The sequence below is a fragment of the Profundibacterium mesophilum KAUST100406-0324 genome (assembly GCF_009835145.1).
In the GTDB taxonomy this organism is placed as follows: Bacteria; Pseudomonadota; Alphaproteobacteria; order Rhodobacterales; family Rhodobacteraceae; genus Profundibacterium; species Profundibacterium mesophilum.
This window is the reverse complement of sequence record NZ_APKE01000010.1, coordinates 221,822-246,885: the sequence shown is the minus strand read 5'-3', so window position 1 is coordinate 246,885 and position 25,064 is coordinate 221,822. Positions and strand designations below refer to the sequence as shown.

Below are 25,064 nucleotides of genomic sequence, written 5' to 3'. Positions count from 1 at the left end.
CGCAAAGCCGCCTCGACGACCTGCTGCCGTGGAACTTCAAGCCGTCAAGCTGAACCGCTGGTGCTGTTCAGCTAACGCTTACGAACATGTAGAGGCTGACGGCGGTGATGGCGCCCTGCGTCTCGCCCGCGAAACGTGCCAGCCGCCCGTGGATGCGCCGCGCGGCTCGCGCGAGGGGCCTGTGGACGGCGCGGCGAAGGCAGCGCCGGGCCATCAGTCCGACGTTTCCATGAGATGCTGCGAAGTGATCTCCATCTTCACGGTGGTGATCGCCGAAAGCAGCTTGGTCGCGGTCAGATCCATCGCGGGAACGCGGACGGTCGAGGTGATGATCCCGTCGGCGAGGGCGGTGTCGGCGGTCAGCTCGGGGCTGAAGTTGGACAGGGCGGAGGCGATGTAATCGGAGGTGGCCGCATCGGTCTTGAAGCGGCCGAGGGAGTAGTTGCGGTTGGCATCCTGCACGACCCTGAGGATCTGCGCTTGCGAGTTGAAGATCAGCGACACGTCGGCCATCAGGACGAAGAGCGCGAAGAAGATCGGTAACCACAGAACACCTTCTATGGTCGCCGAACCCGCCTCGGCGCGCATGAAGCCGGACAGGTGCCGGCCGATCCTGGTGTGTCGCGTAGATGACATACCGCGCATTCGTCCCCGTTTCTCCGGTCATGCAAAACACGACCGTTGCAAACGAGACTTCTGCGCCCCGATTGCGGTCAAATCGGGGCGCCTTTCGTGCAACTCGGTGATCGGAGCTAGAGACCCTTGGCGCGGTAGCTCGCCGCGACCCGCTCGATCGCCACGAGATAGGCCGCCATGCGCAGATCCTTCACCTCGGGGCGCGAATGCCACGTCTCGCGCATGTTCTGGTAGGCGATGCGCATCGTGTCATCGAGCCCCGAGCGTACCAGCTCCAGCTCCCCTGCGCCGCGCAAGTATTTCTCCTTGAACCCCGGCGAGAGGGTCCAGCCCAGGTCCCGGTCGCGCGACAGCCGCTCCAGCTCGTTGACCAGCAGCTCGTGGCGGGCCTCCTCCTGGCGCCGCTGCATCCGGCCGAAGCGGATATGGCTGAGATTCTTGACCCATTCGAAATAGCTGACCGTGACGCCGCCGGCATTGGCGTACATGTCGGGGATGATGACGATGCCCCGGTCGCGCAGGATGTCATTCGCCCCGGCGGTGATCGGGCCGTTGGCGGCCTCGATGATCAGCTTGGCGTTGATCCGCTTGGCATTGCCCATGTGGATCACCCCCTCGAGCGCGGCCGGGATCAGGATATCGCAGCTCTCCTCGAGCACCGCGCCACCCTCACGGGTATGGGCGGCATCGGGGTAGCCGGCCACGCCGCCATGGCGGTTGATCCAGCCGCGGACCTGCTCGACATCGAGGCCGCGCGGATCATGCAGCGCGCCGTCATGCTCGATGATCCCGGTGACAATCGCCCCATCCTCTTCGGAGAGGAACTTGGCCGCGTGATAGCCGACATTGCCGAGCCCCTGCACGATTACCCGCTTGCCGTCGAGCTGGCCCTCGAGCCCCGCGCTCGCGGCATCCTCGGGATGGCGGAAGAACTCGCGAAGGGCGTATTGCACCCCCCGCCCCGTCGCCTCGATGCGGCCGGCGATGCCGCCCGCGTTGAGCGGCTTGCCCGTCACGCAGGCGCTCGCGTTGATGTCGGTGGTGTTCATCCGGCGGTACTGGTCCGCGATCCAGGCCATCTCGCGCTCGCCGGTGCCCATGTCCGGGGCCGGCACGTTCTGCGAGGGGTTGATCAGGTCGCGCTTGGCCAGCTCGTAGGCGAAGCGGCGGGTGATCCGCTCCAGCTCGTCCTCCTCATAAAGCTTGGGATCGATGCACAATCCCCCCTTGGAGCCGCCGAAAGGCGTCTCGACCAACGCGCATTTGTAGGTCATCAGCGCCGCCAGCGCCTCCACCTCGTCCTGGCAGACCCCGAGCGAATAGCGGATGCCGCCCTTGACCGGCTCCATATGCTCGGAATGCACCGAGCGGTAGCCGGTGAAGGTGTGGATCGCACCGCGCAGCCGCACCCCGAAACGCACCGTGTAGGTCGCGTTGCAGACCCTGATCTTCTCCTCGAGACCGGGGCTCAGGTCCATGAGCGAAACCGCCTGGTTGAACATCAGATCGACGCTTTGTCTGAAAGTGGGTTCGGTCCTGTTCTCGCTCATCGTCTATCCTTCCTGCAGAGGGCCCTCCGGAGCGAAGTCCCCGTCCGGATGCTAGCCCGGCCAGCAGGCTTGCCCAACCCGCAATTCCCTTCTCTTGCTCGCTGGCGGTCCCACTGCCGCCCCAATTGGACAGCATAGCCAAGTGGCATTTTACGAAAACACCGCGCTTCGCCCGAAGCGCTCCGCCCGAGGAGAGCGCCATGCGCCGATCCACCGCCCGCAGGACCAGACATGATGCCCGGCGCATGGCCGCGGGTATGCGGGGCGGCGCGATCTTGCGGGCCGCGGCGGACGAGCGCGGCTCGATCACCATCCTCGCGCTCTTCTTCTTCGTCTGCATCCTCGTGGTGGGCGGGGTCAGCGTCGACATGATGATCTACGAGAACCAGCGGGTACGCCTTCAGAACGTCGCCGACCGCGCCGCCCTGGCCGCGGCCGACATGCAGCAGACCCTGCCGCCACAGACCGTGGTGCGCAGCTACTTCGAACGGGCCGGCCTCGCGGACAAGCTCACCGGCATCACCGTGGTCAACGCCTTCAACGAGCGCGCGGTCACCGTCACCACCAGCGACGAGATGCCGACCATCTTCATGAACATGACCGGGACGCCCACCTTGCGCCATAACATCCTGGCAAGTGCGCGCGAGGGGATCGAGAAGATCGAGATCTCCATGGTGCTCGACGTGTCGGGCTCGATGGGCTGGCCCTCCGCGAGCGCGGGCGGCGCGACCCGGCTGAGCGACATGAAGGATGCCGCCAGCACCTTCGTCGACCTCATTCACGGCAGCGCGGCGAGCGATGGCGCGACCGTGTCACTGGTGCCATACTCGACGCAGGTCAATGCCGGTGCCGAGATCCTGTCGCGCATGAACGTGACCGCCGAGCACGGCTTCTCGCATTGCATCGAGTTCGGCGCCGCCGATTTTCTCCTGCCGGGCATCCTGACCGAACGCCTCTACCAGCGCGCCGGGCATTTCGACATGTGGTCCGATCGAAGCACGCCGTGGCGCCGGGTCTGTCCCACGGGCGAGGTGAACCGCATCTCGGCGCTGATGAACGATCCCGCCGCGGTCAAGGCCCGGATCGCAGCGCTCGAAGCCGATGGTCAGACCTCTATCGAGACGGGACTGAAATGGGGCGCCCTGATGCTCGACCCCGGCTTTCGCACCGTCTCCGCCAGCCTGCCGGAGGTGGCGCCCGAGAACCGCGACCGGCCCTATGATTATGGCCAGCGCGGTGCGACCAAGTTCCTCGTCCTGCTGACCGACGGGATCAATACCGCGCATAAGCGTCTCAACGCCGGATTTCTTGGCGGCCCCTCCATCGCCTGGCGCTACGAGCCGCAAGGCGAGCCGCTCGAGACACTCTTCGCCGATAAGGTCAAATTCTCGCGTTCCGACACGCTCGCGGGCCCCGTCATCAGCCTTGCGCGGCCCGAGATCGGCGATGCCGATGGCGACGGCATCCCGCTCGAGCCCTTCTGGCTGCCGCGCACCGTGACGCGCGAGGGAGAGGTCATCGAGGCGCAGTTCGTCTCCGCCCCCTTCGGCACCCAGCTTTCCCTGTCCAAAAGTCTTCCGGACACCAACCTGCCGCCTTACCAAGTGAGGCAGCTGGACTGGCCGGAGCTGTGGGCGCAAATGCCGGTCAAGCATTTCGCCGAACGCTATATCCGTGAAATCGCCGATTCACGCACAGAGCGCGACCTCTTCTACGCGGCAGCCTGGCGCGATGTCGGCGGCACCGAGAAGAACCTGCGCATGAGCGAGATATGCGGCGCGCTGCGAAGCACCGGCGTGACCGTTTTCGTGGTCGGGTTCGAGGTCGAGGATGCCGCCGTTCCCGTGCTCGAGACCTGCGCCAGCACGCCCAACCATTTCGTCAGGGCCGACAGCACCGATCTCACCCAGGCCTTCTCGGCGATCGCCAGCAACATCACGACCTTGAGGCTGACCCAATGAGGTGTCCCATGCGCATTCCGGCCCGCTTCCTGCGGCGCGAGGACGGCACCGCGACGATCGAGTTCGTCCTTCTCTTCATGCCGCTCTTCATGATGATGATGTCCGGCATGGAGGCGGGCCTTCTCAACCTGCGTCACGTGATGCTCGAACGCGGGCTCGACATCGCGATGCGCGGCGTGCGGATCGGCTCGGACATCGCCCCGACCCATGCGGGGCTCAAGACCGCGATCTGCGAGAACGCGATCCTGCTGCCCGAGTGCGAGGAGACGCTCACCATCGAGATGCGCCGGGTTTCCAAGCTCGACTGGGTGATGCCCGACGCGGCGCCGACCTGCTCGGATCGCAGCGAGCCGATCAAGCCGCTGGCACAATTCCGTCCCGGCCTGCCGAGCGAGTTGATGGTGGTGCGCGCCTGCCTGAAGGCCGAGCCGATCTTCCCGACATCGGCCCTGGGGGGAATGCTCGTCAAGGACCTCTCCGGCGATTACGCGCTGATCGCCTCCTCCGCATTCGTCAACGAACCCAAATGAGGCCCGGCATGTCATTTCTTGGCGCCCCGCGCCGTTTCGCGCGCCGCGAGGACGGATCCGTCACTATCGAGGCGATCCTGGTCCTGCCGATGCTCGCCTGGGCGCTCCTCGCGACGTTCAGCTTCTTCGACGGGCTGCGCCAGTCGAACATCGCGGCCAAGGCGGCGCATACCGTCGCCGACATGCTGTCGCGCGAGACCGAGGCGGTCGGGCTCGATTACATGACCGGGATCGAGCGGATGCTCGCGTTCCTCTCCCCCACCGGCACCCCGCCCAGAATGCGCGTCTCGGTCGTCGGCTGGAACGCGGCGACGCAGGCCTTCGAGCTGCAATGGTCCCATGCCAGCCTCGGCAGCCTGCCGATCGACGCGCTGCGCCTGCCCGAACTGGAGATGCACCTGCCGCAGACCGCGGGGGGCGACCATCTGATCGTGGTCGAGACGGCAACGCAATACAGCGCGCCCTTCGTGTTCGGCCTCGGCGATACGGAGTTCCGCAACGTGGTCGTCACGCGGCCCCGTTTCGCACCGAAGCTCGGCTGGCTGGCCGAGATTCCGCTCGCGGGCCTCTAGGGCGTCTCGAGCGGGCCGGTGACGGGATGGCCCTCGTCGCGCCGCACCAGCATGACCGCGATGACCTCCGACATGCTGCGCGCCTGCGCCGGCGCGGTGATCCCGCCCACCCCGACGCGGCGCCCGACGCGCCACCACATCCCGGGGGCCCAGGCCTGCCCCGCGGGGCGCTTGAGATGCAGAACGAACCCGTTCGACGGTTTAAAGGCGAAGACCCCGCGATCGACCGAAGCGATCTGATCGAGCGGCGCGATGCTGCGCCCGGTATCGTCAAATAGGCCCGCCTCGCTGAGCACGATCCGCCGTCCGGCCGATTCCCAGACCCGCGCCGCGCCGTAGATCGACACGCCCGCCGCGACCAGCAGGAAAAGCCGCCAGGGCCAGCTCGGCGCGGTCGAGATCGCCACCCAGGCCAAAAGCGCGGCAAGCGCGCCCAGCACCGCCGTCCCGAGCATGCGCCGCGTGGGAGAAGGGGCGAGCGTCACGATGGGCGTGTGGGTCATGTCAGTCTCCTGGGGCAAGGCGGAACGCGGGCGGGTGGCACGCATGGCCGCCCCGGACATGTCCATAGCTTGCCGGGGGCCATGTGGAAAGCCGCACGCATGTCGCGCTGCCTTGCCTGCCCTGCCGGCGCGGCGCTATGCTGCGGCCTCGGGGACCGGGCATGGGACATGTGCAGTCCCCCCCGCCCGTTCCTCGCCCCGCTTCGGAGTGCCGCATGCGCGCCTGCCTGATCCTGCCCCTCGTCATGCTGCCGCTTGCGGGATGCGTCGAGTTCCCGAACCTGGGTGCCGCCGGCGCGCGCGCCGCGGCCGAGGCGGCCCGGGCGCCCGCGCCCCGGCTCGTGCCGCTGCGCCCCCTGCTGGCCGCCCGCGCGGAGCCGCGGCTCACCCCCGGCGAGGGCGACGCGCGCCTCGCGGTCCGGGCCGCCGCCCTGCGCGCCCGCGCCGCCGCGCTGGATGCTCCCGTCCTCACGCCGGCCGAGCGCGCACGCCTGCGCGCGGCCGCCGCGCGCCATTCGGGCTAGTTCCCGGCCCCCAAACCGGGTAAGCCGCGCCAAATCGCCCGGCAGCACGCAATGGAGACATCATGACACAACCCCTTCGCCTCGGCATCGCAGGTCTCGGCACAGTGGGACGCGGCGTCATCCGCATCGTGCAGGACCATGCCGCCCTCATCGAGAAACGCACCGGGCGCGCGATCGAGATCGCGGCGGTCTCGGCCCGCACGCGCGACAAGGATCGCGGCGTCTCCATCGAGGCATACGAGTGGGAGGACGATCCGGTCGCCCTCGCCCGCCGCGAGGATGTCGATATCTTCGTCGAGCTGATGGGCGGCTCGGAAGGAAGCGCCAAGGCCGCCGTCGAGGCGGCGATCGCCCATGGCAAGGACGTGGTCACCGCCAACAAGGCGATGCTCGCCCTGCACGGCCAGAGCCTCGCGGAGGCCGCCGAGACCGCCGGCTGCGTGATCCGCTTCGAGGCGGCCGTCGCCGGCGGCATTCCCGTCGTCAAGGCGCTGACCGAAGGCCTGGCGGGCAACGCGGTCACCCGCGTCATGGGGGTGATGAACGGCACCTGCAACTACATCCTCACCCGGATGGAGGGCGCCGGGCTGACCTATGACGCGGTCTTTGCGGAAGCCGAGGCCCTGGGGTATCTCGAAGCGGACCCGGCGCTCGACGTGGGCGGGATCGACGCCGCGCACAAGCTGGCGCTCCTGACCTCGATCGCCTACGGCACGCGGGTCGATTTCGACGCGGTCGCGCTCGAGGGGATCGAACGGATCAGCATCGCCGATATCGAGCAGGCCGCCGACATGGGCTACCGGATCAAGCTCCTGGGCGTGGCGCAGCGCACCGGGCGGGGCCTCGAGGTGCGGATGTCACCCTGTCTCGTGCCCGCCAGCAGCCCGCTTGGCCAGCTCGAGGGCCCGACCAACATGGTCGTGCTCGAGGGCGATTCGGTCGGGCAGATCGTGATGCGCGGCGCCGGCGCCGGCGAGGGGCCGACCGCCAGCGCGGTGATGGGCGACGTGCTCGACATCGCCCGCGGAACACGGGTCAGCACCTTCGGCCAGCCCGCCGCGTCGCTTGCCGAGCCGCAGGCCGCGACCGTCACGACACCCGCCGCCTTCTATCTGCGCATGGAGCTGCAGGACAAGCCGGGTGCGCTCGCCAAGACGGCGATGGCCCTTGGCGAGGCCGGGGTCTCGATCAACCGGATGCGGCAATACGATCACGTCGACACGACGGCGCCGGTCCTGATCGTCACCCACAAGGCGGCGCGCGCGGATATCGACGACGCGCTGCGGCGGATGGCACAGACCGACGTGGTCATCGGCGATCCGGTGGCGATCCGGATCGAGGAGATCTGAGCCCCGGGCGCCGACGCGGCGGGACCGGCAAGCCGGCGCCGCGCCGGCGCAAGCCTCAGGAACAACGCGGTCGGGCAATCGTTCCTGCCCGGTATCGCAGTTGAGTTTCGAGAGGTAGTATCATGCAAAGCCATAACGCGAATGTCGACGGTATCGAAATGCGTTGGGAGGAATCCGGCTCGGGCGATCCGCTCGTCCTGCTGCACGGGATCCCGACCTGCCCCGCCCTCTGGCGCGATGTCGCGCCCCTGATCAAGGGACGCCGCGTCCTCGCCTGGGAAATGCCGGGATACGGGGCGTCGATCCCCGCCGGCGAGGACCGCGATATCTCCATCGCCAAACAGGCCGATTACCTCGCCGCCTGGATGGACTCGCAAGGGATCGAGAAGGCGGTCGTCGCCGCGCACGATCTTGGCGGCGGCGTGGCGCAGAACCTGGCCGTCCGGCATCCCCGGCTCATCTCCGGGTTGCTGCTGACCAACGCGATCGGCTACGATTCGTGGCCCATCCCCATGATCTCGGCGATCGCCAAGACCGGCAGCATCGCCAGGCATGCCCCCGATGGCTCGTTCCGCAAGTTCCTCAAGATGATGATGGAGAAGGGCCACGAGACCGAGGCCGCCGCCGAAGCCGCCTACGACGCGCACGCGCCCCATTACGACGCGCATGGCGACGCCGAGGCCTTCGTGCGGCAGGCCCGCTCGCTCGATGTCAACGACACGACCTCGATCCAGGACAAGCTGCCTTCGCTGAACATCCCGGCGCGCATCGTCTGGGGAACGGGCGACGAGTTCCAGACGATCGACTATGGCGAGCGCTTCGCCAAGGATCTCCGCGCGCCCCTGCGGCGGATCGAGGGGGGGCTCCACTTCACGCCCGAAGATCACCCGCAGATCATCGCCGACGAGATCAACGCCCTGATCGAGACCGTGAACGCCGCCTGATCGCATGCTCCCCCCTGCCATCCGTGACTGCGGCAAGGGGGGGCCGGACGCGCGGCGCCGGAATATCAGGCCGCCGCGGCCGCTCCGACGCCGCGCATCGCCTCGGCTGCGATCTCGAAGGAGCGCAAACGCTTGGCATGATCGTGGATCTGACCCGTGAGGATCATCTCGTCGGGCCGGTAGCGATCGGCAAAGCCCTGCAGCCCGGCACGCACCGTCTGCGGGCTGCCGGTCGCGCTGATCCTGAGCGCCTCCTCGACCCCGGGGCGCAAACGCGCATCGATCACCTTCGAGACATCCTCGACCGGTGCCGGGAGCTTTCCGGGCCTGCCCATATGCAGGTTGGCGAAGGCCTGCTCCATCGTGCTGCGCAGGTAAATGCCCTCGGCGTCGGTCTCGGCGGCGAAGACGTTGATCGCCAGCATCACATGGGGCCTGTCCAGCGATTGCGAGGGGCGGAAGCTTCTCCGGTAGACATCGAGCGCCTGCTCGAGCGCGGCCGGGGCGAAATGCGAAGCGAAGGCATAGGGCAGGCCCAGATGCGCGGCGAGCTGCGCGCCGAAGAGCGAGGAGCCCAGCATCCAGACCGGCACATGGGTTCCCTCTCCGGGATGGGCGCGCACGGGGGCGCCGGGACGCGGCGCGCCCAGATAGGTGATCAGTTCGGCCACATCCTCTGGGAAACGGTCTCCTGCCCCATGCGCCGCACCGCGCCGCAGCGCCATCGCGACAGCCTGATCGCCGCCGGGCGCCCGTCCAAGGCCCAGATCGATCCGCCCGGGAAAAAGTTCGGCCAGCGTTCCGAACTGCTCGGCGATCGTCAGGGGCGCATGGTTGGGAAGCATGATGCCGCCGGCGCCGACCCGGATCGTTTTCGTCGCCGCGGCGATATGCCCGATCAGCACGGCCGTCGCGGCACTGGCGATGCCGGCCATGTTATGATGTTCGGCGAGCCAGAAGCGGTGATAGCCAAGCGCCTCTGCATGACGCGCGAGATCGACGCTGTTGGCGAGGGCCTGCGCGGTTTCGGCGCCCTGCGGCACCGGGGCGAGGTCGAGGACGGAATAATGCATGATCGTGCTCCTGCAGCGTCGGCGGAACAACAGACCTAGGGGCGGAGGCGACCGGGTGAAAGGGGTTCGTGCCACGGGCGGCGCGCGCGGACGCACACGCACCCTGCGCACCGCCCCGCGTCAGGCTTCCGGAAAGAAGCAGGCGGCCGGATGCGGGGCCCCCTGCAACTCCGGGCGCTCGGCGCGGCATCTGGGCTGCGCCTTCCAGCAGCGCGGCGCGAAAGGGCAGCCCGGCGGCACCGCGAGCGGTGACGGCAACTCGCCTTCGAGCTTGATCCGCTCGCGCCGTCCGGCCGGATCGGCCGAGGGCGTCGCCGACAGGAGCGCCTTGGTATAGGGATGGCGGGGCGCTGCGAAGACCGCATCTTTCGGTCCCGTCTCGACCGGGCGGCCGAGATACATCACGATGAGATCGTCCGCCACGTGCCGCACCACCGACAGATCATGGCTGATGAAGAGATAGGCGAGGCCGAGACGCTCCTGCAGATCGAGCAGAAGATTGAGGATCTGGCTCTGGATCGACAGGTCGAGCGCCGAGACCGGCTCGTCGAGAACCAGCACCTTCGGCTCGAGCATGAGCGCGCGGGCCACCGCGATGCGCTGGCGCTGCCCGCCCGAGAACATGTGGGGATAGCGGTCGTAATGCTCGGGGCGCAGCCCGACGAGGCGCATCATCTCGCGCGCCTTCTCCGCCCGCGCACTGGCGGACATGTCCTTGCGATTGATCTTCAGCGGTTCTTCGAGGATCGCGCCGACCCTTTGTCGCAGGTTCAGTGATCCATAGGGGTCCTGAAACACGATCTGGACCGATTCGCGTAGCCCCGCCCAATTGGCGGGGATCGCCGCATGCCCGTCGATGGACAGCGCGCCCGCCGTCGGCTCCTCGATCAGCGTCACCATGCGCGCCAGCGTTGACTTGCCGCAGCCGCTCTCCCCGACGACGGCGAGCGTGCGTCCGGGATAAAGCTCGAAGGAGGTTCCGGCGACGGCACGCACCGTAGCCGGACGCGAGAAGAGCCCTCCCCCGACGCTGTAATCGCGCCCAAGCGCCTTCGCGACGACCACCGGTTCGGATGCTGTGCCGGTCATGATGCGGATTCCTTGCGACGTGCGTCTGAAGTGATGGGATAATGGCAGCGCGCCAGACCCAGCTCGCGCCCCTGCACCGGCGGGGGCACGCGGCGGCATGTCTCGTCGGCGAACCGGCAGCGCGGCGAGAAGAGGCAACCCTCGGGGCGGTCGAACTGGCCCGGCACCACGCCCGGGATCGTCGGCAGACGCCGTTCGGTCGCGCGCTCGGGCAATGCCGCGAGAAGCGCGGCGGTGTAGGGGTGATGCGGGGTGTCGAAGAGGCCCTCGACGCGCTGCTCCTCGACCTTCTGACCGGCATATTGCACCGAGACGCGCTCGGCGGTCTCGGCCACGACGCCCATGTCATGGGTGATGAGGATCAGCGCCATGCCGGTCTCGCGCTGCAAGGAGACCAGCAGATCGAGGATCTGCGCCTGGATCGTCACGTCGAGCGCCGTCGTCGGCTCGTCGGCAATCAGCAGGCGCGGCTTGCAGGCGATGGCGATGGCGATCATCACCCGCTGGTTCATCCCGCCCGACATCTGGTGCGGGAAGTTGCCAAGACGCTTCTCGGGATCGGGGATGCCGACCATCTCGAAGAGCTCCACCGCGCGGGCATGGCGCGCGCGCCGGTTGAGATCGAGATGCTGGCGCAGGGCTTCCTTGACCTGGAAGCCGACGGTGAAGCACGGGTTCAGCGAGGACATCGGCTCCTGGAAGATCATCGCCATGTCGCGCCCCACGAGGCGCCGGCGGGCCCGGCCGGACATGGCGCGCAGGTCGCGCCCGTCGAAGCTCATCTCATCGGCCGTGACGGTCGCGGTCCAGGGCAGCAGCCCCATCGCGGCGAGCATCGAGACCGACTTGCCGGAGCCGCTCTCGCCGACGATCGCGAGGATCTCGCCGGGCGCCACGTCGAGATCGACCTGGTCCACGGCGCGGAACCCGCCCCCGGCGGTGGCGAATTCGACCGACAGGTTTCTCAGTTTCAGCAGGGACATGTCAGCTCCGCTTCAGCTTGGGATCGAGCGCGTCGCGCAGACCGTCGCCCATCAGGTTGATCGCCAGCACCGTCACAAGAATGGCAAGGCCCGGAAAGGTCACCACCCACCATGCGCGCAGGATAAACTCGCGCGCCTCGGCGAGCATCGTGCCCCATTCGGGCGTGGGCGGCTGCGCGCCCATGCCCAGGAAGCCCAGCGCCGCGGCGTCGAGGATCGCGGTCGAGAAGGAGAGCGCCGCCTGCACGATGATCGGCGCGAGGCAGTTGGGCAGTACCGTGATGAACATCAGCCGCAGCCGCCCCGCCCCCGCGACGCGAGCGGAGGTGACGTAATCCTTGGTGCGCTCGTTGATGACGCTGGCCCGGGTGAGGCGCACGTAATGGGGCTGCAGCACCAGGGCGATGGCGATCATCGCGTTGGTCAGCGACGGCCCGAGGATCGCGACCAGCACCAGCGCCAGCAAAAGCGACGGGAAAGCCAGGATGATGTCCATCAGCCGCATGATGATCGTGTCGAGCCAGCGCGGCGCGAAGCCCGCGACAAGCCCGATCAGGATGCCGCCGAAGGACGCGACGACCACGACGACGATGCCCACGAAGAACGAATAGCGCGCGCCGTGCAGCAGACGGCTGAGCATGTCGCGCCCGAGCGGATCGGTGCCAAGGGGGAAGGACCACGATCCGCCCTCCTGCCAGACCGGGGGCACGAGCGTCGCGGCTCGGTTCTGCGCGGTGGGGTCGTAGGGGGCGAGGATGTCGGCGCCCAGCGCGATGAGCACGAAGGCCGCGAAGATGTAGAGCCCGATGACCGCGCCCCGGTTCTCCTTGAAGTAACGCCAAAATTCCGAAAGGCGCCCGGGGCGGCTGGTCGGAACCGTGGAGGCGATCTGCGATGATGCGTCGGCCATGTCAGCGCTTCCTGATCTTGGGATTGATGAGGCCGTAGAGCAGGTCGACCGTGAGGTTCACGATCATCACCATCACGGCGATGAGAAGCAGGCCGCCTTGCACGACCGGATAGTCGCGGCGGAAGATCGAATCGACCATCCACTTGCCGATGCCCGGCCAGGAGAAGATCGTCTCGGTCAGGATCGCGCCGGCCAGCAGGGTGCCCACCGACAGGCCGATCACCGTGATCACCGGGATCATCGCGTTGCGTAGGGCGTGAAGGCCGTTGACCCGCGAGGGGGTGAGCCCTTTGGCCCGCGCGGTGCGGATGTAATCTTCGGACAGGACCTCGAGCATCGCGGAGCGGGTCTGCCGCGCGATCACCGCGAGCGGGATGGTGCCAAGGACGATCGTCGGCAGGATCAGGTGCCGGACCGCGGAGACGAAGGCGCCATCCTGTCCCGAAAGCGCCGAATCGATCAGCATGAACCCGGTGACCGGCGGGAAGAAATAGAGAAGGTCGATCCGCCCCGAGACCGGCGTCCAGCCGAGATTTCCCGAAAAGACGATGATCAGGAGCAAGGCCCACCAGAAGATCGGCATCGAGTAGCCCACCAGCGCCGTGGACATCAGCGCGCGGTCGAAGAACTTGCCGCGATAGACGGCGGCGATCACGCCGGCGGGCAGCCCCAGAAGCATCGCGAAGAGAATCGCGCAGATCGACAGCTCCAGTGTCGCGGGAAAGAGGGTGAAGAACTCGTCCCAGACCGGCTTCTTGGTGACGAGGGAGGTGCCCAGGTCACCTTGCAGAACGCCGGTGAAGTAATCCCAGAACTGCTCCCAGATGGGGCGGTCGAAGCCGTATTGCGTCACCAGTTCGGCGTAGCGCTCGTCCGAGAGACCGCGCTCGCCGGCCATCACGATGATCGGATCGCCGGGCAATACCCTGATGAAGGCGAAGGATATGAGCGTCACGCCCAGGAATGTCGGCACGAAGGTCAGCAGTCGTGCCAGGAAATACTTGAGCATCAGCTCGTCACCTGCAGGTTTCGGAACCGCCGCGCGCCATGGCGCGGCCGTCCGCTATGGATCGTGAAACGGGTGGCCGCCCCCGCCCCTGATACCGGCGCGGCGCGGCATGGCCGCACGGCGATGACGGGCGCCGCGCGAGAGCGGGCCGGCCGCGATGATGCGCAGCCCCCGGTCGGGACACGCGCGGCGATGCGCCGCCCCCCGCGCGGGAGGGGCGGCGCATCTGCCTGCATCACTCGGTCAGGCCGACCTCGTTGAAGATGTGTCCGCCAAGCGGATGCACGACGTAGTTCTCGACCTCGGGACGCACCGGCATGAAGACGACCGAATGGGCGATGGTGGCCCAGGGCGCCTGCTCCTTGAAGATCTTCTGCGCCTCCTTGTAGAGCGCGGAGCGTTCCTCCTGGCTCGACTTGGTCTTGGCTTCCTGGATCAGCTTGTCGAAGGGCTCGTGGCACCACTGTGCCCGGTTCGAGGCCCCGACGCCGTCGCAGCCCAGAAGCACCGCGAGGAAGTTGTCAGGATCGCCATTGTCGCCGGTCCAGCCCAGAAGCACCGCGCCGTCGCGGTCGGTATCCTTGGAGCGGTCGAGATACTCGCCCCATTCGTAGGAGACGATCTCCACGTCGACGCCGATCTCGGAGAAATCCTCCTGCATCAGCTCGGCCATGCGCCGCGCGTTGGGGTTGTAGGGGCGCTGCACCGGCATCGCCCAGATCTTCATCGACAGATCGCTCACGCCCTCTTCCTCGAGCATCGCCTTCGCGGCCTCGGGATCATGCGCGTCGTCCTGCGTGGATTCGTCATAGGACCACATGGTCGGCGGGATCGGGTTCTTGGCGATCTCGCCGGAGCCCTGGAAGACGACGTCGATGATCGCCTGCTTGTCGATCGCCATGTTCAGCGCCTTGCGCACCTTCGGGTTGTCGAAGGGCTCGACTTGGGTGTTGTAGGCGAGATAGCCGACATTGAGGCCTTCCTGCTCCATCACCTTGATGTCCTCGTCATCCTTCATCGCCTGGATATCAGCGGGGTTGGGATAGGGCATCACGTGGCATTCGCCGGCCGAGAGCTTCTGGTAGCGCACGGAGGCGTCGGGCGTGATCGCGAAGACGAGGTTGTCGACCTTCGGCACGCCGTCCTTCCAGTAATCGGCGTTCTTCTGATACCGGATCACCGCGTCCTTCTGGTAGGCGACGAACTCGAAGGGCCCGGTGCCGATCGGCTGCTGGTTCAGCATTTCGGGCGTGCCGGCCTCCTGCATCGCGTCCGCGTATTCCTTGGACATGATCGAGGCGAAATCCATCGCGAGGTTGGCGACGAAAGGCGCCTCGGGGCGGGTCAGCTTGAACTTCACGGTATGGTCGTCGACCTTCTCGATGCTCTCGATGAGATCGGGCATCGACATGCCGGCGTAATATTCCCAGGTGCCGCCGGAATAGCCGTTATAGGCATTCTCGGGATTGCCCTGGCGATCGAAGCTGAAGATCACGTCATCGGCGTTGAAATCACGGCTGGGCGTGAACTGGTCGTTCGAGTGGAACGTGACACCCTCGCGCAGCTTGAAGGTCACTTCCATGCCGTCCTCGGAGACATCCCAGCTTTCGGCGAGACCCGGGATTACCTCGGTGGTGCCGGTCTTGAACTCGACAAGCCGGTTGTAGATCGGATGCGAGGAGGCATCGAACGTGGTGCCCGAGGTGTAGAGAGCCGGATCGAACCCCTCCGGCGAGCCCTCGGAGCAATAGACCAGCGTCTGCGCGGCAAGCGGTGCCGCCGCGAAGGCCAGCGCGACACTCGTCGCGCCCATCAGATGTTTGACGTTCATTTCTATCTCCCTTTGGTTTCTTGTGTCGTGGCGGAACCGGGCCCTGCCCTGCCCGCCTTGGCGCCGTCCGCTTCGGCCGGGGACACGGTCCCCAGCGTCCGTTCGAGGCCCTGGCGCATATGGGCCTCGACATGGGTGAGCATGGCATCGAGATCGTCGCCCAAAGCGCATGCAAGATAGGTCTCATGGATCTCGCGGCGCAGCGACGCCCCCGGACCGAGGCGATGATGCAGCGCGAAATAGAAGTGCAGGTTGGGGCGGAGCCTTTGCCAGGCATTGCTCAGCAGGCGGTGATCGGCCAGCTCGTAGCACCAGCTGTGCAGGGCCAGCTCCAGCTCGATCACCTCGGCGCCGCGCTCCTCCTCGGCCGCCCGGCTCAGCGCCTCGTGGCGGGCAACCAGCTCGGCGCATGCCGCCGTGTCGCGCCGGTGCCAGCATTCGCAGAATGCCATCTTCTCGAGCGTGGTGCGGAAGGAATACAGCTCCTCCAGATCGCGGCGCGTGAAGGCGCGCACGAAGAGGCCCTTGTAGGGAAGGCTGACCACCAGCCCCGATTCCACCAGGTCGCGGATCGCCTCGCGCAGCGGCCCACGGCTCACGCCAAGCTGCGCGGCAAGCTGCGTCTCGGTCAGGCGCGCGCCCGGCGCCACCGCGCCGCTGACGATCAGATCGCGCACCGAGCGCACGATCATCTCGCGGCGCGTATCCTCGCTGAGCGGCGCCAGCCTCATGCCCGCAAGGTCCGGCGCGGCATACCGGAGGCGGCGCCCTCCCCGTCCGGGAGGCGACATGCATATGGGCGCGTGAAGTTGCGGGGCGATGTCATGACGAGCCTTATGACGGTTTCGTGAAGGATTGTCGACAATCGACCCGTTTGGCAACAGGCTTTCGCACCGCGCGCCTTGTCACCACTCGCCATGCGCCCTTCGCATCGGCGCCGATTGCGCCCCGCGCCCGCGCGGACGCTTGGCAAGCGCAGTCGAAATGTGGTTCACCATCCGCGCATGTCCCAGCATCCACGTGCAAGGAGCCGCCATGAGCCTGACGATCGAGACCCGCAGCATCGGACCGACGCAAAAGCCCCTGTTGATCGCCGAGGTCAGCGCCAATCACGACCGTGATCTGGAACACTCCCTGCGCCTCGTCGAGATCGCGGCGGAAACCGGCTGGGACTGCCTGAAGCTGCAGACCTACACCGCCGAGAGCCTGACGATGCGCTCCGATCATCCCGCGATGCGGATCGAGGCGAAATGGGGCAAGGCGACGCTGCACGAGCTCTACGAGAGCGCTGCCATGCCGATGGAATTCCACGCGCCGCTCTTTGACCGGGCCCGTGAGCTGGGCCTTCTGCCCTTCACCTCGATCTACGATCCGCGCGATCTCGACTTCATCGAGGCGCTCGGCAATGCGGTCTACAAGATCGCCAGCTTCGAGATGACCTATGACGACCTGCTCCATGCGGTGGCCGGAACGGGCAAGCCGGTGATCCTGAGCACCGGGATGGCCACGCTCGACGAGGTCGCCCATGCGCTCGACGTGCTCGATGCGGGGGGCGCGGGCCCGGTGATCCTGCTGCATTGCTGCTCGAGCTACCCGGCGCCGGCGAGCGAGATCAATCTCAACGCGATGGTGGCGATGGGAACGCGATTTGGCAGGATGACCGGCTTTTCGGACCATACGATCGGCGCCCGCGCTCCGCTTGCCGCTGCCGCGATGGGCGCCGTGGCGATTGAGAAGCATTTTACGAACGACACCGCCCGCCCCGGCCCCGATCACCGCTTCTCGGCCACGCCGGAGGTGATGCGCGAGATTGCCGAGGGAACGGCGGAAATCCACCTTCTCAAGGGGTCCGGACTGAAGGGCACGACGGAGGCCGAGGCGGTATCGAAGGCGATGGGGCGGCGTTCGGCCTTCGCCTTGCGCGATCTGCCCGAAGGCACCCGCCTCGCGGAGGGGGATTACCGTTTCATCCGCCCCGGCGCCGGCATTCCGGCCAATGATCCGGCCGCGGTGGCCGGAGCGCGCCTTGCCCGCCCGGTGCGGCGCGGCAATCCCATCACCTACGAGGATATCGCGTCTTGAACTTCGCCGGACGGGCGCGCGGACGGTTCGGCGAGGCGCCGGACGCGGCGTTGTGGGCGGGCTTTGCCCTCTATCAGGTGCTTCTGCATCTTGCATTGCCCCTGCTCGTCGCCGCGGCCCTGCTGCGCTCGCGCAAGGAGCCGCTCTATCGTCGGCATTTCGCGCATCGCTTCGGTCTGGGTCCCGTCGGGCCGCGCGGGGCGGTCTGGATCTACGCGACCTCCCTTGGCGAAACCCGCGCCGCCTCGCCGCTGATCCGCGCCCTGCTCGACGAGGGTCACGCGATCTGCCTCACGCACAGCTCCCCGGCCGGACTGAGCGACGGACGCCGGCTTTTCGACGATCCGCGCATCACGCACAGATACGTCCCGCTCGACCTCTTCTGGGCGCTCGGGATCTTTCTGTGGCGGCTGCGCCCGGTCACCGGTCTCGTCGTCGAGCACGAGATCTGGCCCGGCCAGTTGATGATGGCCCGGATCGCGGGCTGCCCGACGGCGCAGGTGAACGGCAACCTCACCGACCGCGACCGCGCGGCCGGCGCGCGGGCGGATGGGGATGCGCAGGCGGATGGCGCGCGCCCGGGGGCCCTGCGGCGTTTCCGGCTGCGCTTTCTCACCTTGCATGCCCTGATCGTGACCAAGACGCCCGCCTACAGGGCGCGCTACCTGCGGGCCGGGGTGCGGGCGGAGCGGATCGTCCTCGCCGGCGAGTTGAAATTCGACCAGTGGATCGACCCCGCACAGCTGGCCTCCGCCGACCGGCTGCGGGCGGCATGGACGATGGACGGGGCGCAGCGGTCCCCGGTCCTCCTGATCGCCAGTTCCGTCGAGGCCGAGGAGGAGGCCCTGCTGGAGATCGTGCTGTCGTTACGGGCGCGCGTGCCCGCGCCGCGCATCGTCTGGGTGCCCCGCAGCCCGCAGCGTTTCGCCGCCGTTGCGCGCAAGCTGTCCGATGCGGGCGTGGTCGCGGCACGGCGTACGGAGCTTCTGGACACGGCGCTCGAAGGGCCGTCGCCGCCCGAAGGGGCGGTGCTCGTGGGTGACAGCCTTGGGGAGATGTATTTCTACTGCCAGCTTGCCGACCTCGTCTTCGTCGGGGCGAGCCTCGTGCCCCATGGCGGCCACAACATCATCGAGCCCCTCGCCCTTGGCCGTCCCGTCGTGATGGGACCGAGCGTCTACGGAATCACCTTCCCCGCAATCGAGGCGCAGGCCGCGGGCGCGCTCAGGGTGTCCGCGGATGCAGGCGCGCTACGCGCCGATCTGAACCGCCTGCTCGGCGAGCCTGCCACGCTCGAGGGTGCCGCAGCCGCCGCGCGCGGTTTCTCGGGCCGGCATACGGGCGCGGCGCGGCGCAGCATGAACGCCCTCGCCCCCCTTCTGGAGCGGCGGCGATGAGCCCCGCGCCCCGCTTGCGCGCCGCGACGCTCGGCGACGGCCCAGTGCTGCTCGACTGGCGCAACGATCCGCTGACCCGCGCCGCCTCGCTCGATCCGCGCCCCATCGGACGCGGCGCCCATCTCTCCTGGTTCGCCGCCGCGCTCGCCGACCCGGCGCGCCAGATCCTCATCGCCGAGCTTGCCGGCGATCCCGCCGGCATGGTGCGCTTCGATCTGGAGAAGGCTCGCGGCGGGCCTTGCACGGTATGGGTCTCGATCATGCTGGCGCCAAGGGCGCGCGGTTTCGGGCATGGCGGCCCGATCCTGGCGGCCGCCATGCCGGCATGCCGGTTCCGCGGCAAGCCGCTCCGGGCCCGGATCAGACGCGGCAATGCCGCCAGCCTGTCCCTCTTTCGCGCCGCGGGCTTCGAGGCGGGCCCCGATGACGGCACGGATATTCTCACCCTGACCAAGGAGCCGACCATGACCGAGACGAGCAAGTACGACGCGATCATCGACGAGATCGAGGCCGTGCGCAGCCGCAACAACAAGAACTGGATGGATATCCTGCGCCTGGCATTCAGGCATTCGCCGCAGGATGCGGCCGCGATCCTGCGCGAGATCTACAAGGAGGACAAGGCGATCAGCGACCTTGCCGCCAAGCTCACCGAATAGGCCAAGCCGCCGGGGGCCATGCGCCCCCGGACCCCCGCAAGGTATTTAACGCGAAGCTGAAGGCACGGGCTCCAGAAGTCCGCCCCTGGCCATTGCCTCTGCGAGGGCCCAATCCTCTTCGGTATCGATGTCGACCACGCGCCAGCGCGGCAATTCGATAGGTGCGCTGCGCGCGCAGAGCGGAGAAGGGCTGCTCCGCCAAGCCGATGTGCGGCCCCAGTAGAACTGACCGGCATCGTGCCACGTCTCTTCGAGATCCTGGCTGCGGGTCAGGAGATGTTCCGGCGCGATCATGTCGAGGCTGCCCTCGGGGGTGATCCGCAAGGCGCGTTGCACCGGGAAGGCGTATCGGGTCACGCTTACCGCGAAATCATGCGTTTCCAGCAGCTCCGCGCCGCGCGCCAGGTCCTCGGCGCGAACGAAGGGGGCGGTCGCGTAGAGTGTGCAGAGCCGGTCGGGCGCCCCGCTTGGCGCCGCGGCGAGCTGCTCCAGCGCGTGATGGACCACTTGCGCCGTCGTCGCGTGATCGTCCGAGAGCGCTCCGGGGCGCATGAAGGGGATCTCGGCCCCGACCGAACGCGCCTGCGCGGCGATCTCCTCGTCGTCGGTGGAAACGATAATGCGCTCGAAACAGCCGGCTGCCCTCGCGGCGCGGATGGCCCAATGGATCATCGGACGACCCATGAAGGGCCTGACATTCTTGCGCGGGATGCGTTTCGAGCCGCCACGCGCCGGGATCAGGCAGACCGCCCTCACAGGATCGCCCGCAAGGCCGAGACCACCTCGTCCTGCTGCGCCTCGGTCATCGTGGCGAAGAGCGGGATCGAGATGGCGCCCGCGTAATAGGCTTCGGCTTTCGGGAAGTCGCCGGGCGCGAAACCATGCCGGCGCCAATAGGGCTGTGTGTGCACGGGAATATAGTGGACGTTGACCCCGATGCCGGCCCCGCGCAAGTGATCGAAGATCGCACGGCGCCGCGACGGGTCGACCTGGATGACATAAAGATGAAATGCCGAGAGCATGTCCGCACCCCGCTCGGGCCGGGAGAGCGGAAGATCGGCGAGAAGCCGGTCGTAGCGCTCGGCCAGGGCGTTGCGCCGGGCGACATAGGCCTCGAGCCGCTGCATCTGGCTGATGCCCAGGGCCGCCTGAAGCTCGGTCATGCGATAGTTCAGGCCAAGCTCGATCTGCTCATAGACCCAGGGGCCCGTATCGGGATGCGCCATCAATGCAGGATCACGCGTCACCCCATGGCTGCGCAGACGCTCCATCGCCGCGGCGAGGGTCGGGTCGTTGGTGACGGCCATGCCGCCCTCGGCGGTGGTGACGATCTTCACCGGATGGAAGCTGAAGACCGTGATGTCCGACCAGCGGCAGGCGCCGGTGGCGCCGGTGCCGTCGCGCGCGCCGATCGCATGGCTCGCATCCTCGACGACGCGCACCCCGTAGCGCCGTGCCAGCGCGCCGATCCGCTCCATCCGCGCGGGCTGGCCGCACATGTGGACCGGGATCAGCACCTTGGGCAAGCGCCCGGCCGCCCCAGCGCGCTCGAGCTTTGCCTCGAGGGCCTCGGGACACATGTTGAAACTGCCGGGCTCGATATCGACGAAATCAACCTCGGCGCCGCAAAGATGGCCGACATTGGCGCTCGCCACGAAGGTGATGGGCGAGGTCCACATCAGGTCCCCTCGCCCCAGCCCCAATGCAAGACAGGCGATGTGCAGCGCCGAGGTCGCCGAATTGACCGCCACGCCATGCGCCGCGCCGGTGGCCGCGCAAACCGCCGCCTCGAATGCCGGCACCTTCGGTCCCTGCGTCAGGAAATCGGAGGTCAGGACGTCGTGCACGGCGTCCAGGTCGCCCTGGGTGATGTCCTGCCGGCCATAGGGGATCATCTGCCGTCGTCCCCGATCATGGCGAGGAAATCCTCCCGGCCGAGCCAATCGTCGTTGTTGCCGGAATTGTATTCGAACCCCTGCGGCACGGGCTGGCCGGTCTCGCCGAGGCGGTTGCGCGTATAATCGTTCTCGAAGGCGAAGGTGATGGTCGGCTTGATCACGAAATGATCGTCGAATTCGAGCGTCAGGTGGCTGTCATCGGCGGGGCACATCACCTCGTGCAGCTTCTCGCCCGGCCGGATGCCGATATCCTTGATCGGCAGGTCGGGCGCGATCGCATGGGCGAGGTCGGTCATCCGCATCGAGGGGATCTTGGGCACGAAGATCTCGCCGCCCTGCATCCGCTCGAAATTCTTCAGTACGAATTGCACCCCCTGGTCGAGGGTGATCATGAAGCGGGTCATGTCGGGATGGGTGATGGGAAGCTCGCTCGCGCCCTGGTCGATCAGCTTGCGGAAGAAGGGCACAACCGAGCCGCGCGAGCCGACCACGTTGCCGTAGCGCACGGCGGCGAAGCGCGTGCGGCGTGCGCCTACCATGTTGTTGGCCGCCACGAAGAGCTTGTCGGAGGCGAGCTTGGTCGCGCCGTAGAGGTTCACCGGGTTGGCGGCCTTGTCGGTGGAGAGAGCGATCACCCTGTCGACCTCGGCGGCGAGCGCGGCCTGGATGACGTTCTGGGCACCGTGGATGTTGGTCTTGATGCATTCGAAGGGATTGTATTCGGCGGCCGGCACCTGCTTGAGGGCAGCGGCGTGGATGACGAAATCCACCCCTTCCATCGCCTCCATCAGGCGCGCGCCGTCGCGCACGTCGCCGATGAAATAGCGCATCTGCGGCGCGTTGTAGACCTGCTGCATCTCGAACTGCTTGAGCTCGTCGCGGCTGTAGATGATCACCTTGTTGGGCGTGTAGTCGCGCAGGATGTGCTCGACATATTTCTTGCCGAAACTGCCGGTCCCGCCGGTGATCAGGATATTCTTGCCGTTGAACATGGTCTCTCCGCGAGTGGATTTGCGCCGAAGGAATACGCGGTTGCGCGGCATGATGCCATGGCTAAGCGTATCGCGGCGCCGGCGGGATTGCCGCCCGATGTTGCCAAGCGATCACGCGGTGTTATCATGGATAGCCAATAATAAAGCCCGCGCGAAGCCGGTGAGAGGCGAATGGACATGACGATATCCCAGCTCAAGACGAGGCCCATGCGGCTGGCCTCGGCGCGCAAGCGTGACGTGCGGACCCAGTTCGGTGCGCTGTGCTGGCGCATTCGCAAGGACAAGGTGCAGGTGCTGCTGGTGACATCGCGCGGCACCGGGCGCTGGGTGGTGCCGAAGGGCTGGCCGATGGATGGCGAGACGCCGGCCGACACCGCCGCGATCGAGGCCTGGGAGGAAGCCGGGGTCGAGGGCGCGGTGCGCGACAGCTGCCTTGGCATTTTCACCTATCTCAAGGTGATGGACGGCGACGATCTGCCCTGCGTCGTCGCGGTCTTCCCGATCAAGGTGACGAAATCCCACGACACGTGGCCCGAATCCAAGCAGCGCCGCCGCCGGTGGACCTCGCCCAAGAAGGCCGCCCGCCTCGTGGCCGAGCCCGAGCTGGCTCGGCTCCTGCTCGATTTCGATCCCAGACGCCTGCGCCGCTGATCCCTTCGGCAAGGCGCTTGCCGGGCGGGCTGCCCGACCCCATCTTGGGCGCATCACCGCCGGCGCGATCCGGCCCCACATGGCCAGAAGCCGAACGAAGATGATCCGTTACACACTCAGATGCGAGCGCGACCACCGCTTCGAGAGCTGGTTCCAGTCCGCGCAGGCCTATGACGCGCTCGTGGAGGCGGGAAAGATCAGCTGTCCCGAATGTGCCAGCATCCGCATCGGCAAGGCACTGATGGCGCCCCCCGTCACGTCCGGCAAACCGCGCGGCGCGCTCCCGCCCGCGGTGGATCACGGCGCTGCGCAGGCGCCGGCGAAGGGTGCGACCCCGGAGGATCGCGGCGCGTCGGGCGAGCGAAGGGCGGCGGCCATCGCCGAGCTGCGCCGCCTGGTCGAGGCCAATTCGACCGATGTCGGAAAGGGCTTCGCCAAGGAGGCCCGCGCCATTCACGAGGGCCGCGCGGAGGCGCGTGCCATCCATGGCGAGGCCGCCCCTTCGGAGGCGCGCGCGTTGATCGAGGAGGGCGTCCCGCTCCTGCCCCTGCCCTTCAAGCCGCGGCGCAAGATGAACTGAAGCGCCCGGCCCGCGCGCCTGCGCTCTTGCCAGCACCGCATCGCGCTCGTAAAGACGGGCCCGACGCAACCGGGTCGGTATACGCATGTCTTTGCTCGTTATGAAATTCGGTGGCACTTCCGTGGCCACGCTCGACCGCATCCGCCGCGCCGCCAAGCGCGTCGGGCGCGAGGTGGCCAATGGCCATGACGTCATCGTCATCGTCAGCGCGATGGCCGGCAAGACCAACGAGCTTGTTGGCTGGGTCAACGAGACCTCGCCTTTCTACGATGCGCGCGAATACGATGCCGTCACCTCCTCGGGCGAGAACGTGACCGCCGGACTGATGGCGTTGACCTTGCAGGAAATGGACATCCCCGCCCGCAGCTGGCAGGGCTGGCAGGTGCCGCTGAAGACCAACGGCGCCCATGGCGCGGCGCGGATCGAGGAGATCCCGACCGGGAACATGCGCGCCAAGTTCGACGAGGGCATGCGCGTCGGCGTCGTCGCTGGTTTCCAGGGGATCAGCCCCGAGGGCCGCATCACCACGCTGGGACGCGGTGGATCGGACACAACCGCCGTCGCCTTCGCCGCCGCCTTCGACGCGGTGCGCTGCGACATCTATACCGATGTGGACGGGGTCTATACCACCGATCCGCGCATCACGTCCAAGGCGCGCAAGCTCGACCGAATCGCCTATGAGGAGATGCTGGAGCTGGCATCGCTGGGTGCCAAGGTCCTGCAGACCCGCTCGGTCGAGCTGGCCATGCGCTACGGTGTCAAGCTGCGCGTCCTGTCGAGCTTCGACGAATACGACGAAACCGCGGGCACGCTGGTCTGCGCCGAGGAGGAAATCATGGAAAGCAACGTTGTGGCCGGTGTCGCCTATTCGCGCGACGAGGCCAAGATGACCCTCCTGCGGGTCGCCGACCGTCCGGGCATCGCCGCCGCGATCTTCGGCCCGCTCTCGCAGGCCGGTGTGAATGTCGACATGATCGTGCAGAACATCTCCGAGGAGGGTCATACCGACATGACCTTCTCCTGCCCCGTGGCCGAGGTGCCGCGCGCGCGCAAGGCGCTCGATGCCGCGCGCGAGGCGAAGGAGATCGATTTCGCCGATCTCGTGGCCGATACCGAGGTGGCCAAGATCTCGGTCGTCGGCATCGGGATGCGCAGCCATGCGGGCGTGGCGGCCAAGATGTTCGAGGCGCTTAGCGACGACAACGTGAACATCAAGGTCATCACCACTTCCGAGATCAAGATCTCCGTCCTCGTCGATCGCAAGTACATGGAACTGGCCGTGCAGGCGCTGCACGACGCTTTCGAACTCGAGAAGGCCGGCTGAGGCCGCGCCGTGCCCCGTCT

Annotated in this window: 26 protein-coding genes; 12 read left to right on the top strand and 14 right to left on the bottom strand. The window is 67.4% G+C overall.

What is annotated here, in order from left to right; translation table 11 throughout:
• Positions 1-67 precede the first annotated feature (67 nt).
• The 3 genes from PMES_RS04130 to PMES_RS04120 all read right to left on the bottom strand — a co-directional run bounded on the left by PMES_RS04130 (position 68) and on the right by PMES_RS04120 (position 2,186).
• Complete coding sequence (locus tag PMES_RS04130) at positions 68-214, bottom strand: hypothetical protein (RefSeq protein WP_159964246.1); 147 nt, start codon at positions 212-214, stop codon at positions 68-70.
• Positions 214-636, bottom strand: coding sequence for a TadE/TadG family type IV pilus assembly protein (locus PMES_RS04125; protein ID WP_159964245.1), 423 nt, complete (start codon positions 634-636; stop codon positions 214-216). Before PMES_RS04125 ends, PMES_RS04130 begins: the two co-directional genes overlap by 1 nt.
• Positions 637-752: 116 nt before the next feature.
• Positions 753-2,186 (bottom strand): Glu/Leu/Phe/Val family dehydrogenase, encoded by a 1,434-nt coding sequence (locus tag PMES_RS04120; protein ID WP_159964244.1) that lies wholly within the window; start codon positions 2,184-2,186, stop codon positions 753-755.
• 200 nt (positions 2,187-2,386) lie between these two features.
• On the opposite strand from PMES_RS04120, the gene PMES_RS04115 reads away from it, so the two are divergent.
• From PMES_RS04115 to PMES_RS04105, 3 genes are read left to right on the top strand one after another with little or no spacing between them, the layout of a single operon-like run.
• Complete coding sequence (locus tag PMES_RS04115; protein WP_159964243.1) at positions 2,387-4,147, top strand: vWA domain-containing protein; 1,761 nt, start codon at positions 2,387-2,389, stop codon at positions 4,145-4,147.
• Positions 4,148-4,155: 8 nt separating this feature from the next.
• Positions 4,156-4,677 carry a TadE/TadG family type IV pilus assembly protein gene (locus PMES_RS04110; RefSeq protein ID WP_159964242.1) on the top strand — a complete coding sequence of 174 codons (522 nt, stop codon included), beginning with the start codon at positions 4,156-4,158 and terminating at the stop codon, positions 4,675-4,677.
• A gap of 8 nt (positions 4,678-4,685) precedes the next feature.
• Positions 4,686-5,249, top strand: coding sequence for a TadE/TadG family type IV pilus assembly protein (locus PMES_RS04105; protein ID WP_159964241.1), 564 nt, complete (start codon positions 4,686-4,688; stop codon positions 5,247-5,249).
• Here PMES_RS04105 and PMES_RS04100 read toward each other — a convergent pair.
• Complete coding sequence (locus PMES_RS04100) at positions 5,246-5,752, bottom strand: hypothetical protein (RefSeq protein WP_159964240.1); 507 nt, start codon at positions 5,750-5,752, stop codon at positions 5,246-5,248. The genes PMES_RS04105 and PMES_RS04100 overlap by 4 nt on opposite strands.
• Before the next feature lie 215 nt (positions 5,753-5,967).
• Between PMES_RS04100 and PMES_RS04095 the strand changes: the two genes are divergently transcribed.
• The 3 genes from PMES_RS04095 to PMES_RS04085 all read left to right on the top strand — a co-directional run bounded on the left by PMES_RS04095 (position 5,968) and on the right by PMES_RS04085 (position 8,569).
• A complete protein-coding gene (locus tag PMES_RS04095) occupies positions 5,968-6,276 on the top strand; it encodes a hypothetical protein (protein ID WP_236549684.1) in 309 nt (102 codons plus the stop codon).
• A gap of 62 nt (positions 6,277-6,338) precedes the next feature.
• Positions 6,339-7,625, top strand: coding sequence for a homoserine dehydrogenase (locus PMES_RS04090; RefSeq protein WP_159964239.1), 1,287 nt, complete (start codon positions 6,339-6,341; stop codon positions 7,623-7,625).
• A 122-nt stretch (positions 7,626-7,747) separates the two neighbouring features.
• Positions 7,748-8,569: an alpha/beta fold hydrolase gene (locus tag PMES_RS04085; RefSeq protein ID WP_159964238.1), complete on the top strand. Its 822-nt coding sequence runs from the start codon at positions 7,748-7,750 to the stop codon at positions 8,567-8,569.
• A 65-nt stretch (positions 8,570-8,634) separates the two neighbouring features.
• On the opposite strand, the gene PMES_RS04080 is transcribed toward PMES_RS04085, so the two are convergent.
• From PMES_RS04080 to PMES_RS04050, 7 genes are all read right to left on the bottom strand, one after another.
• Positions 8,635-9,642, bottom strand: coding sequence for an LLM class flavin-dependent oxidoreductase (locus tag PMES_RS04080; RefSeq protein WP_159964237.1), 1,008 nt, complete (start codon positions 9,640-9,642; stop codon positions 8,635-8,637).
• Between the two features lie 120 nt (positions 9,643-9,762).
• Positions 9,763-10,731 carry an ABC transporter ATP-binding protein gene (locus tag PMES_RS04075; RefSeq protein WP_159964236.1) on the bottom strand — a complete coding sequence of 323 codons (969 nt, stop codon included), beginning with the start codon at positions 10,729-10,731 and terminating at the stop codon, positions 9,763-9,765.
• Entirely contained in the window at positions 10,728-11,714 is a 987-nt protein-coding gene (locus tag PMES_RS04070; protein WP_159964235.1) for an ABC transporter ATP-binding protein, read from the bottom strand. Before PMES_RS04070 ends, PMES_RS04075 begins: the two co-directional genes overlap by 4 nt.
• Position 11,715: 1 nt before the next feature.
• Positions 11,716-12,624: an ABC transporter permease subunit gene (locus tag PMES_RS04065; protein WP_159964234.1), complete on the bottom strand. Its 909-nt coding sequence runs from the start codon at positions 12,622-12,624 to the stop codon at positions 11,716-11,718.
• Between the two features lies 1 nt (position 12,625).
• The gene (locus PMES_RS04060; protein WP_159964233.1) at positions 12,626-13,633 is read right to left on the bottom strand and encodes an ABC transporter permease subunit; all 1,008 of its coding nucleotides are present in this window, start codon (positions 13,631-13,633) and stop codon (positions 12,626-12,628) included.
• Positions 13,634-13,868: 235 nt separating this feature from the next.
• A complete protein-coding gene (locus tag PMES_RS04055; protein WP_159964232.1) occupies positions 13,869-15,464 on the bottom strand; it encodes an ABC transporter substrate-binding protein in 1,596 nt (531 codons plus the stop codon).
• Between the two features lie 2 nt (positions 15,465-15,466).
• Positions 15,467-16,195 (bottom strand): GntR family transcriptional regulator, encoded by a 729-nt coding sequence (locus PMES_RS04050; protein ID WP_159964231.1) that lies wholly within the window; start codon positions 16,193-16,195, stop codon positions 15,467-15,469.
• Between the two features lie 304 nt (positions 16,196-16,499).
• Here PMES_RS04050 and PMES_RS04045 point away from each other — a divergent pair, with 304 nt between their 5' ends.
• The 3 genes from PMES_RS04045 to PMES_RS04035 are packed head-to-tail and all read left to right on the top strand — an operon-like array spanning position 16,500 to position 19,599.
• Entirely contained in the window at positions 16,500-17,546 is a 1,047-nt protein-coding gene (locus PMES_RS04045; RefSeq protein ID WP_159964230.1) for an N-acetylneuraminate synthase family protein, read from the top strand.
• Entirely contained in the window at positions 17,543-18,943 is a 1,401-nt protein-coding gene (locus tag PMES_RS04040; protein ID WP_159964229.1) for a 3-deoxy-D-manno-octulosonic acid transferase, read from the top strand. The genes PMES_RS04045 and PMES_RS04040 overlap by 4 nt, the downstream gene beginning before the upstream one ends.
• Positions 18,940-19,599 (top strand): GNAT family N-acetyltransferase, encoded by a 660-nt coding sequence (locus tag PMES_RS04035; RefSeq protein WP_159964228.1) that lies wholly within the window; start codon positions 18,940-18,942, stop codon positions 19,597-19,599. The genes PMES_RS04040 and PMES_RS04035 overlap by 4 nt, the downstream gene beginning before the upstream one ends.
• Positions 19,600-19,644: 45 nt before the next feature.
• Here the strand turns inward: PMES_RS04035 and pseF are convergent, their stop codons facing one another.
• Genes pseF through pseB form a run of 3 tightly spaced genes read right to left on the bottom strand, consistent with a single transcriptional unit; the run spans position 19,645 to position 22,489 of the window.
• On the bottom strand, positions 19,645-20,355 hold the full coding sequence (gene pseF / locus PMES_RS04030; RefSeq protein WP_159964227.1) for a pseudaminic acid cytidylyltransferase: 711 nt from the start codon (positions 20,353-20,355) through the stop codon (positions 19,645-19,647).
• Positions 20,352-21,494 (bottom strand): UDP-4-amino-4,6-dideoxy-N-acetyl-beta-L-altrosamine transaminase, encoded by a 1,143-nt coding sequence (gene pseC / locus PMES_RS04025; protein WP_159964226.1) that lies wholly within the window; start codon positions 21,492-21,494, stop codon positions 20,352-20,354. The genes pseF and pseC overlap by 4 nt, the downstream gene beginning before the upstream one ends.
• On the bottom strand, positions 21,491-22,489 hold the full coding sequence (gene pseB / locus PMES_RS04020) for a UDP-N-acetylglucosamine 4,6-dehydratase (inverting) (protein ID WP_159964225.1): 999 nt from the start codon (positions 22,487-22,489) through the stop codon (positions 21,491-21,493). The genes pseC and pseB overlap by 4 nt, the downstream gene beginning before the upstream one ends.
• A gap of 177 nt (positions 22,490-22,666) precedes the next feature.
• On the opposite strand from pseB, the gene PMES_RS04015 reads away from it, so the two are divergent.
• The 3 genes from PMES_RS04015 (at position 22,667) to PMES_RS04005 (ending at position 25,044) form a co-directional block, all read left to right on the top strand.
• Positions 22,667-23,140 (top strand): NUDIX hydrolase, encoded by a 474-nt coding sequence (locus PMES_RS04015; protein WP_159964224.1) that lies wholly within the window; start codon positions 22,667-22,669, stop codon positions 23,138-23,140.
• Between the two features lie 100 nt (positions 23,141-23,240).
• Complete coding sequence (locus PMES_RS04010) at positions 23,241-23,720, top strand: DUF1178 family protein (protein ID WP_159964223.1); 480 nt, start codon at positions 23,241-23,243, stop codon at positions 23,718-23,720.
• 85 nt (positions 23,721-23,805) lie between these two features.
• Positions 23,806-25,044, top strand: a complete 1,239-nt coding sequence (locus PMES_RS04005; protein ID WP_159964222.1) for an aspartate kinase — start codon at positions 23,806-23,808, stop codon at positions 25,042-25,044.
• The last annotated feature ends 20 nt before the right edge of the window (positions 25,045-25,064 follow it).

What these genes read in the sequence shown, in the direction of transcription:
- PMES_RS04130 (WP_159964246.1), bottom strand. Translation starts at nt 214, where the DNA reads ATGGCCCGGCGCTGCCTTCGCCGCGCCGTCCACAGGCCCCTCGCGCGA.
- PMES_RS04125 (WP_159964245.1), bottom strand. Translation starts at nt 636, where the DNA reads ATGTCATCTACGCGACACACCAGGATCGGCCGGCACCTGTCCGGCTTC.
- PMES_RS04120 (WP_159964244.1), bottom strand. Translation starts at nt 2,186, where the DNA reads ATGAGCGAGAACAGGACCGAACCCACTTTCAGACAAAGCGTCGATCTG.
- PMES_RS04115 (WP_159964243.1), top strand. Translation starts at nt 2,387, where the DNA reads ATGCGCCGATCCACCGCCCGCAGGACCAGACATGATGCCCGGCGCATG.
- PMES_RS04110 (WP_159964242.1), top strand. Translation starts at nt 4,156, where the DNA reads ATGCGCATTCCGGCCCGCTTCCTGCGGCGCGAGGACGGCACCGCGACG.
- PMES_RS04105 (WP_159964241.1), top strand. Translation starts at nt 4,686, where the DNA reads ATGTCATTTCTTGGCGCCCCGCGCCGTTTCGCGCGCCGCGAGGACGGA.
- PMES_RS04100 (WP_159964240.1), bottom strand. Translation starts at nt 5,752, where the DNA reads ATGACCCACACGCCCATCGTGACGCTCGCCCCTTCTCCCACGCGGCGC.
- PMES_RS04095 (WP_236549684.1), top strand. Translation starts at nt 5,968, where the DNA reads ATGCGCGCCTGCCTGATCCTGCCCCTCGTCATGCTGCCGCTTGCGGGA.
- PMES_RS04090 (WP_159964239.1), top strand. Translation starts at nt 6,339, where the DNA reads ATGACACAACCCCTTCGCCTCGGCATCGCAGGTCTCGGCACAGTGGGA.
- PMES_RS04085 (WP_159964238.1), top strand. Translation starts at nt 7,748, where the DNA reads ATGCAAAGCCATAACGCGAATGTCGACGGTATCGAAATGCGTTGGGAG.
- PMES_RS04080 (WP_159964237.1), bottom strand. Translation starts at nt 9,642, where the DNA reads ATGCATTATTCCGTCCTCGACCTCGCCCCGGTGCCGCAGGGCGCCGAA.
- PMES_RS04075 (WP_159964236.1), bottom strand. Translation starts at nt 10,731, where the DNA reads ATGACCGGCACAGCATCCGAACCGGTGGTCGTCGCGAAGGCGCTTGGG.
- PMES_RS04070 (WP_159964235.1), bottom strand. Translation starts at nt 11,714, where the DNA reads ATGTCCCTGCTGAAACTGAGAAACCTGTCGGTCGAATTCGCCACCGCC.
- PMES_RS04065 (WP_159964234.1), bottom strand. Translation starts at nt 12,624, where the DNA reads ATGGCCGACGCATCATCGCAGATCGCCTCCACGGTTCCGACCAGCCGC.
- PMES_RS04060 (WP_159964233.1), bottom strand. Translation starts at nt 13,633, where the DNA reads ATGCTCAAGTATTTCCTGGCACGACTGCTGACCTTCGTGCCGACATTC.
- PMES_RS04055 (WP_159964232.1), bottom strand. Translation starts at nt 15,464, where the DNA reads ATGAACGTCAAACATCTGATGGGCGCGACGAGTGTCGCGCTGGCCTTC.
- PMES_RS04050 (WP_159964231.1), bottom strand. Translation starts at nt 16,195, where the DNA reads ATGAGGCTGGCGCCGCTCAGCGAGGATACGCGCCGCGAGATGATCGTG.
- PMES_RS04045 (WP_159964230.1), top strand. Translation starts at nt 16,500, where the DNA reads ATGAGCCTGACGATCGAGACCCGCAGCATCGGACCGACGCAAAAGCCC.
- PMES_RS04035 (WP_159964228.1), top strand. Translation starts at nt 18,940, where the DNA reads ATGAGCCCCGCGCCCCGCTTGCGCGCCGCGACGCTCGGCGACGGCCCA.
- pseC (WP_159964226.1), bottom strand. Translation starts at nt 21,494, where the DNA reads ATGATCCCCTATGGCCGGCAGGACATCACCCAGGGCGACCTGGACGCC.
- pseB (WP_159964225.1), bottom strand. Translation starts at nt 22,489, where the DNA reads ATGTTCAACGGCAAGAATATCCTGATCACCGGCGGGACCGGCAGTTTC.
- PMES_RS04015 (WP_159964224.1), top strand. Translation starts at nt 22,667, where the DNA reads ATGACGATATCCCAGCTCAAGACGAGGCCCATGCGGCTGGCCTCGGCG.
- PMES_RS04010 (WP_159964223.1), top strand. Translation starts at nt 23,241, where the DNA reads ATGATCCGTTACACACTCAGATGCGAGCGCGACCACCGCTTCGAGAGC.
- PMES_RS04005 (WP_159964222.1), top strand. Translation starts at nt 23,806, where the DNA reads ATGTCTTTGCTCGTTATGAAATTCGGTGGCACTTCCGTGGCCACGCTC.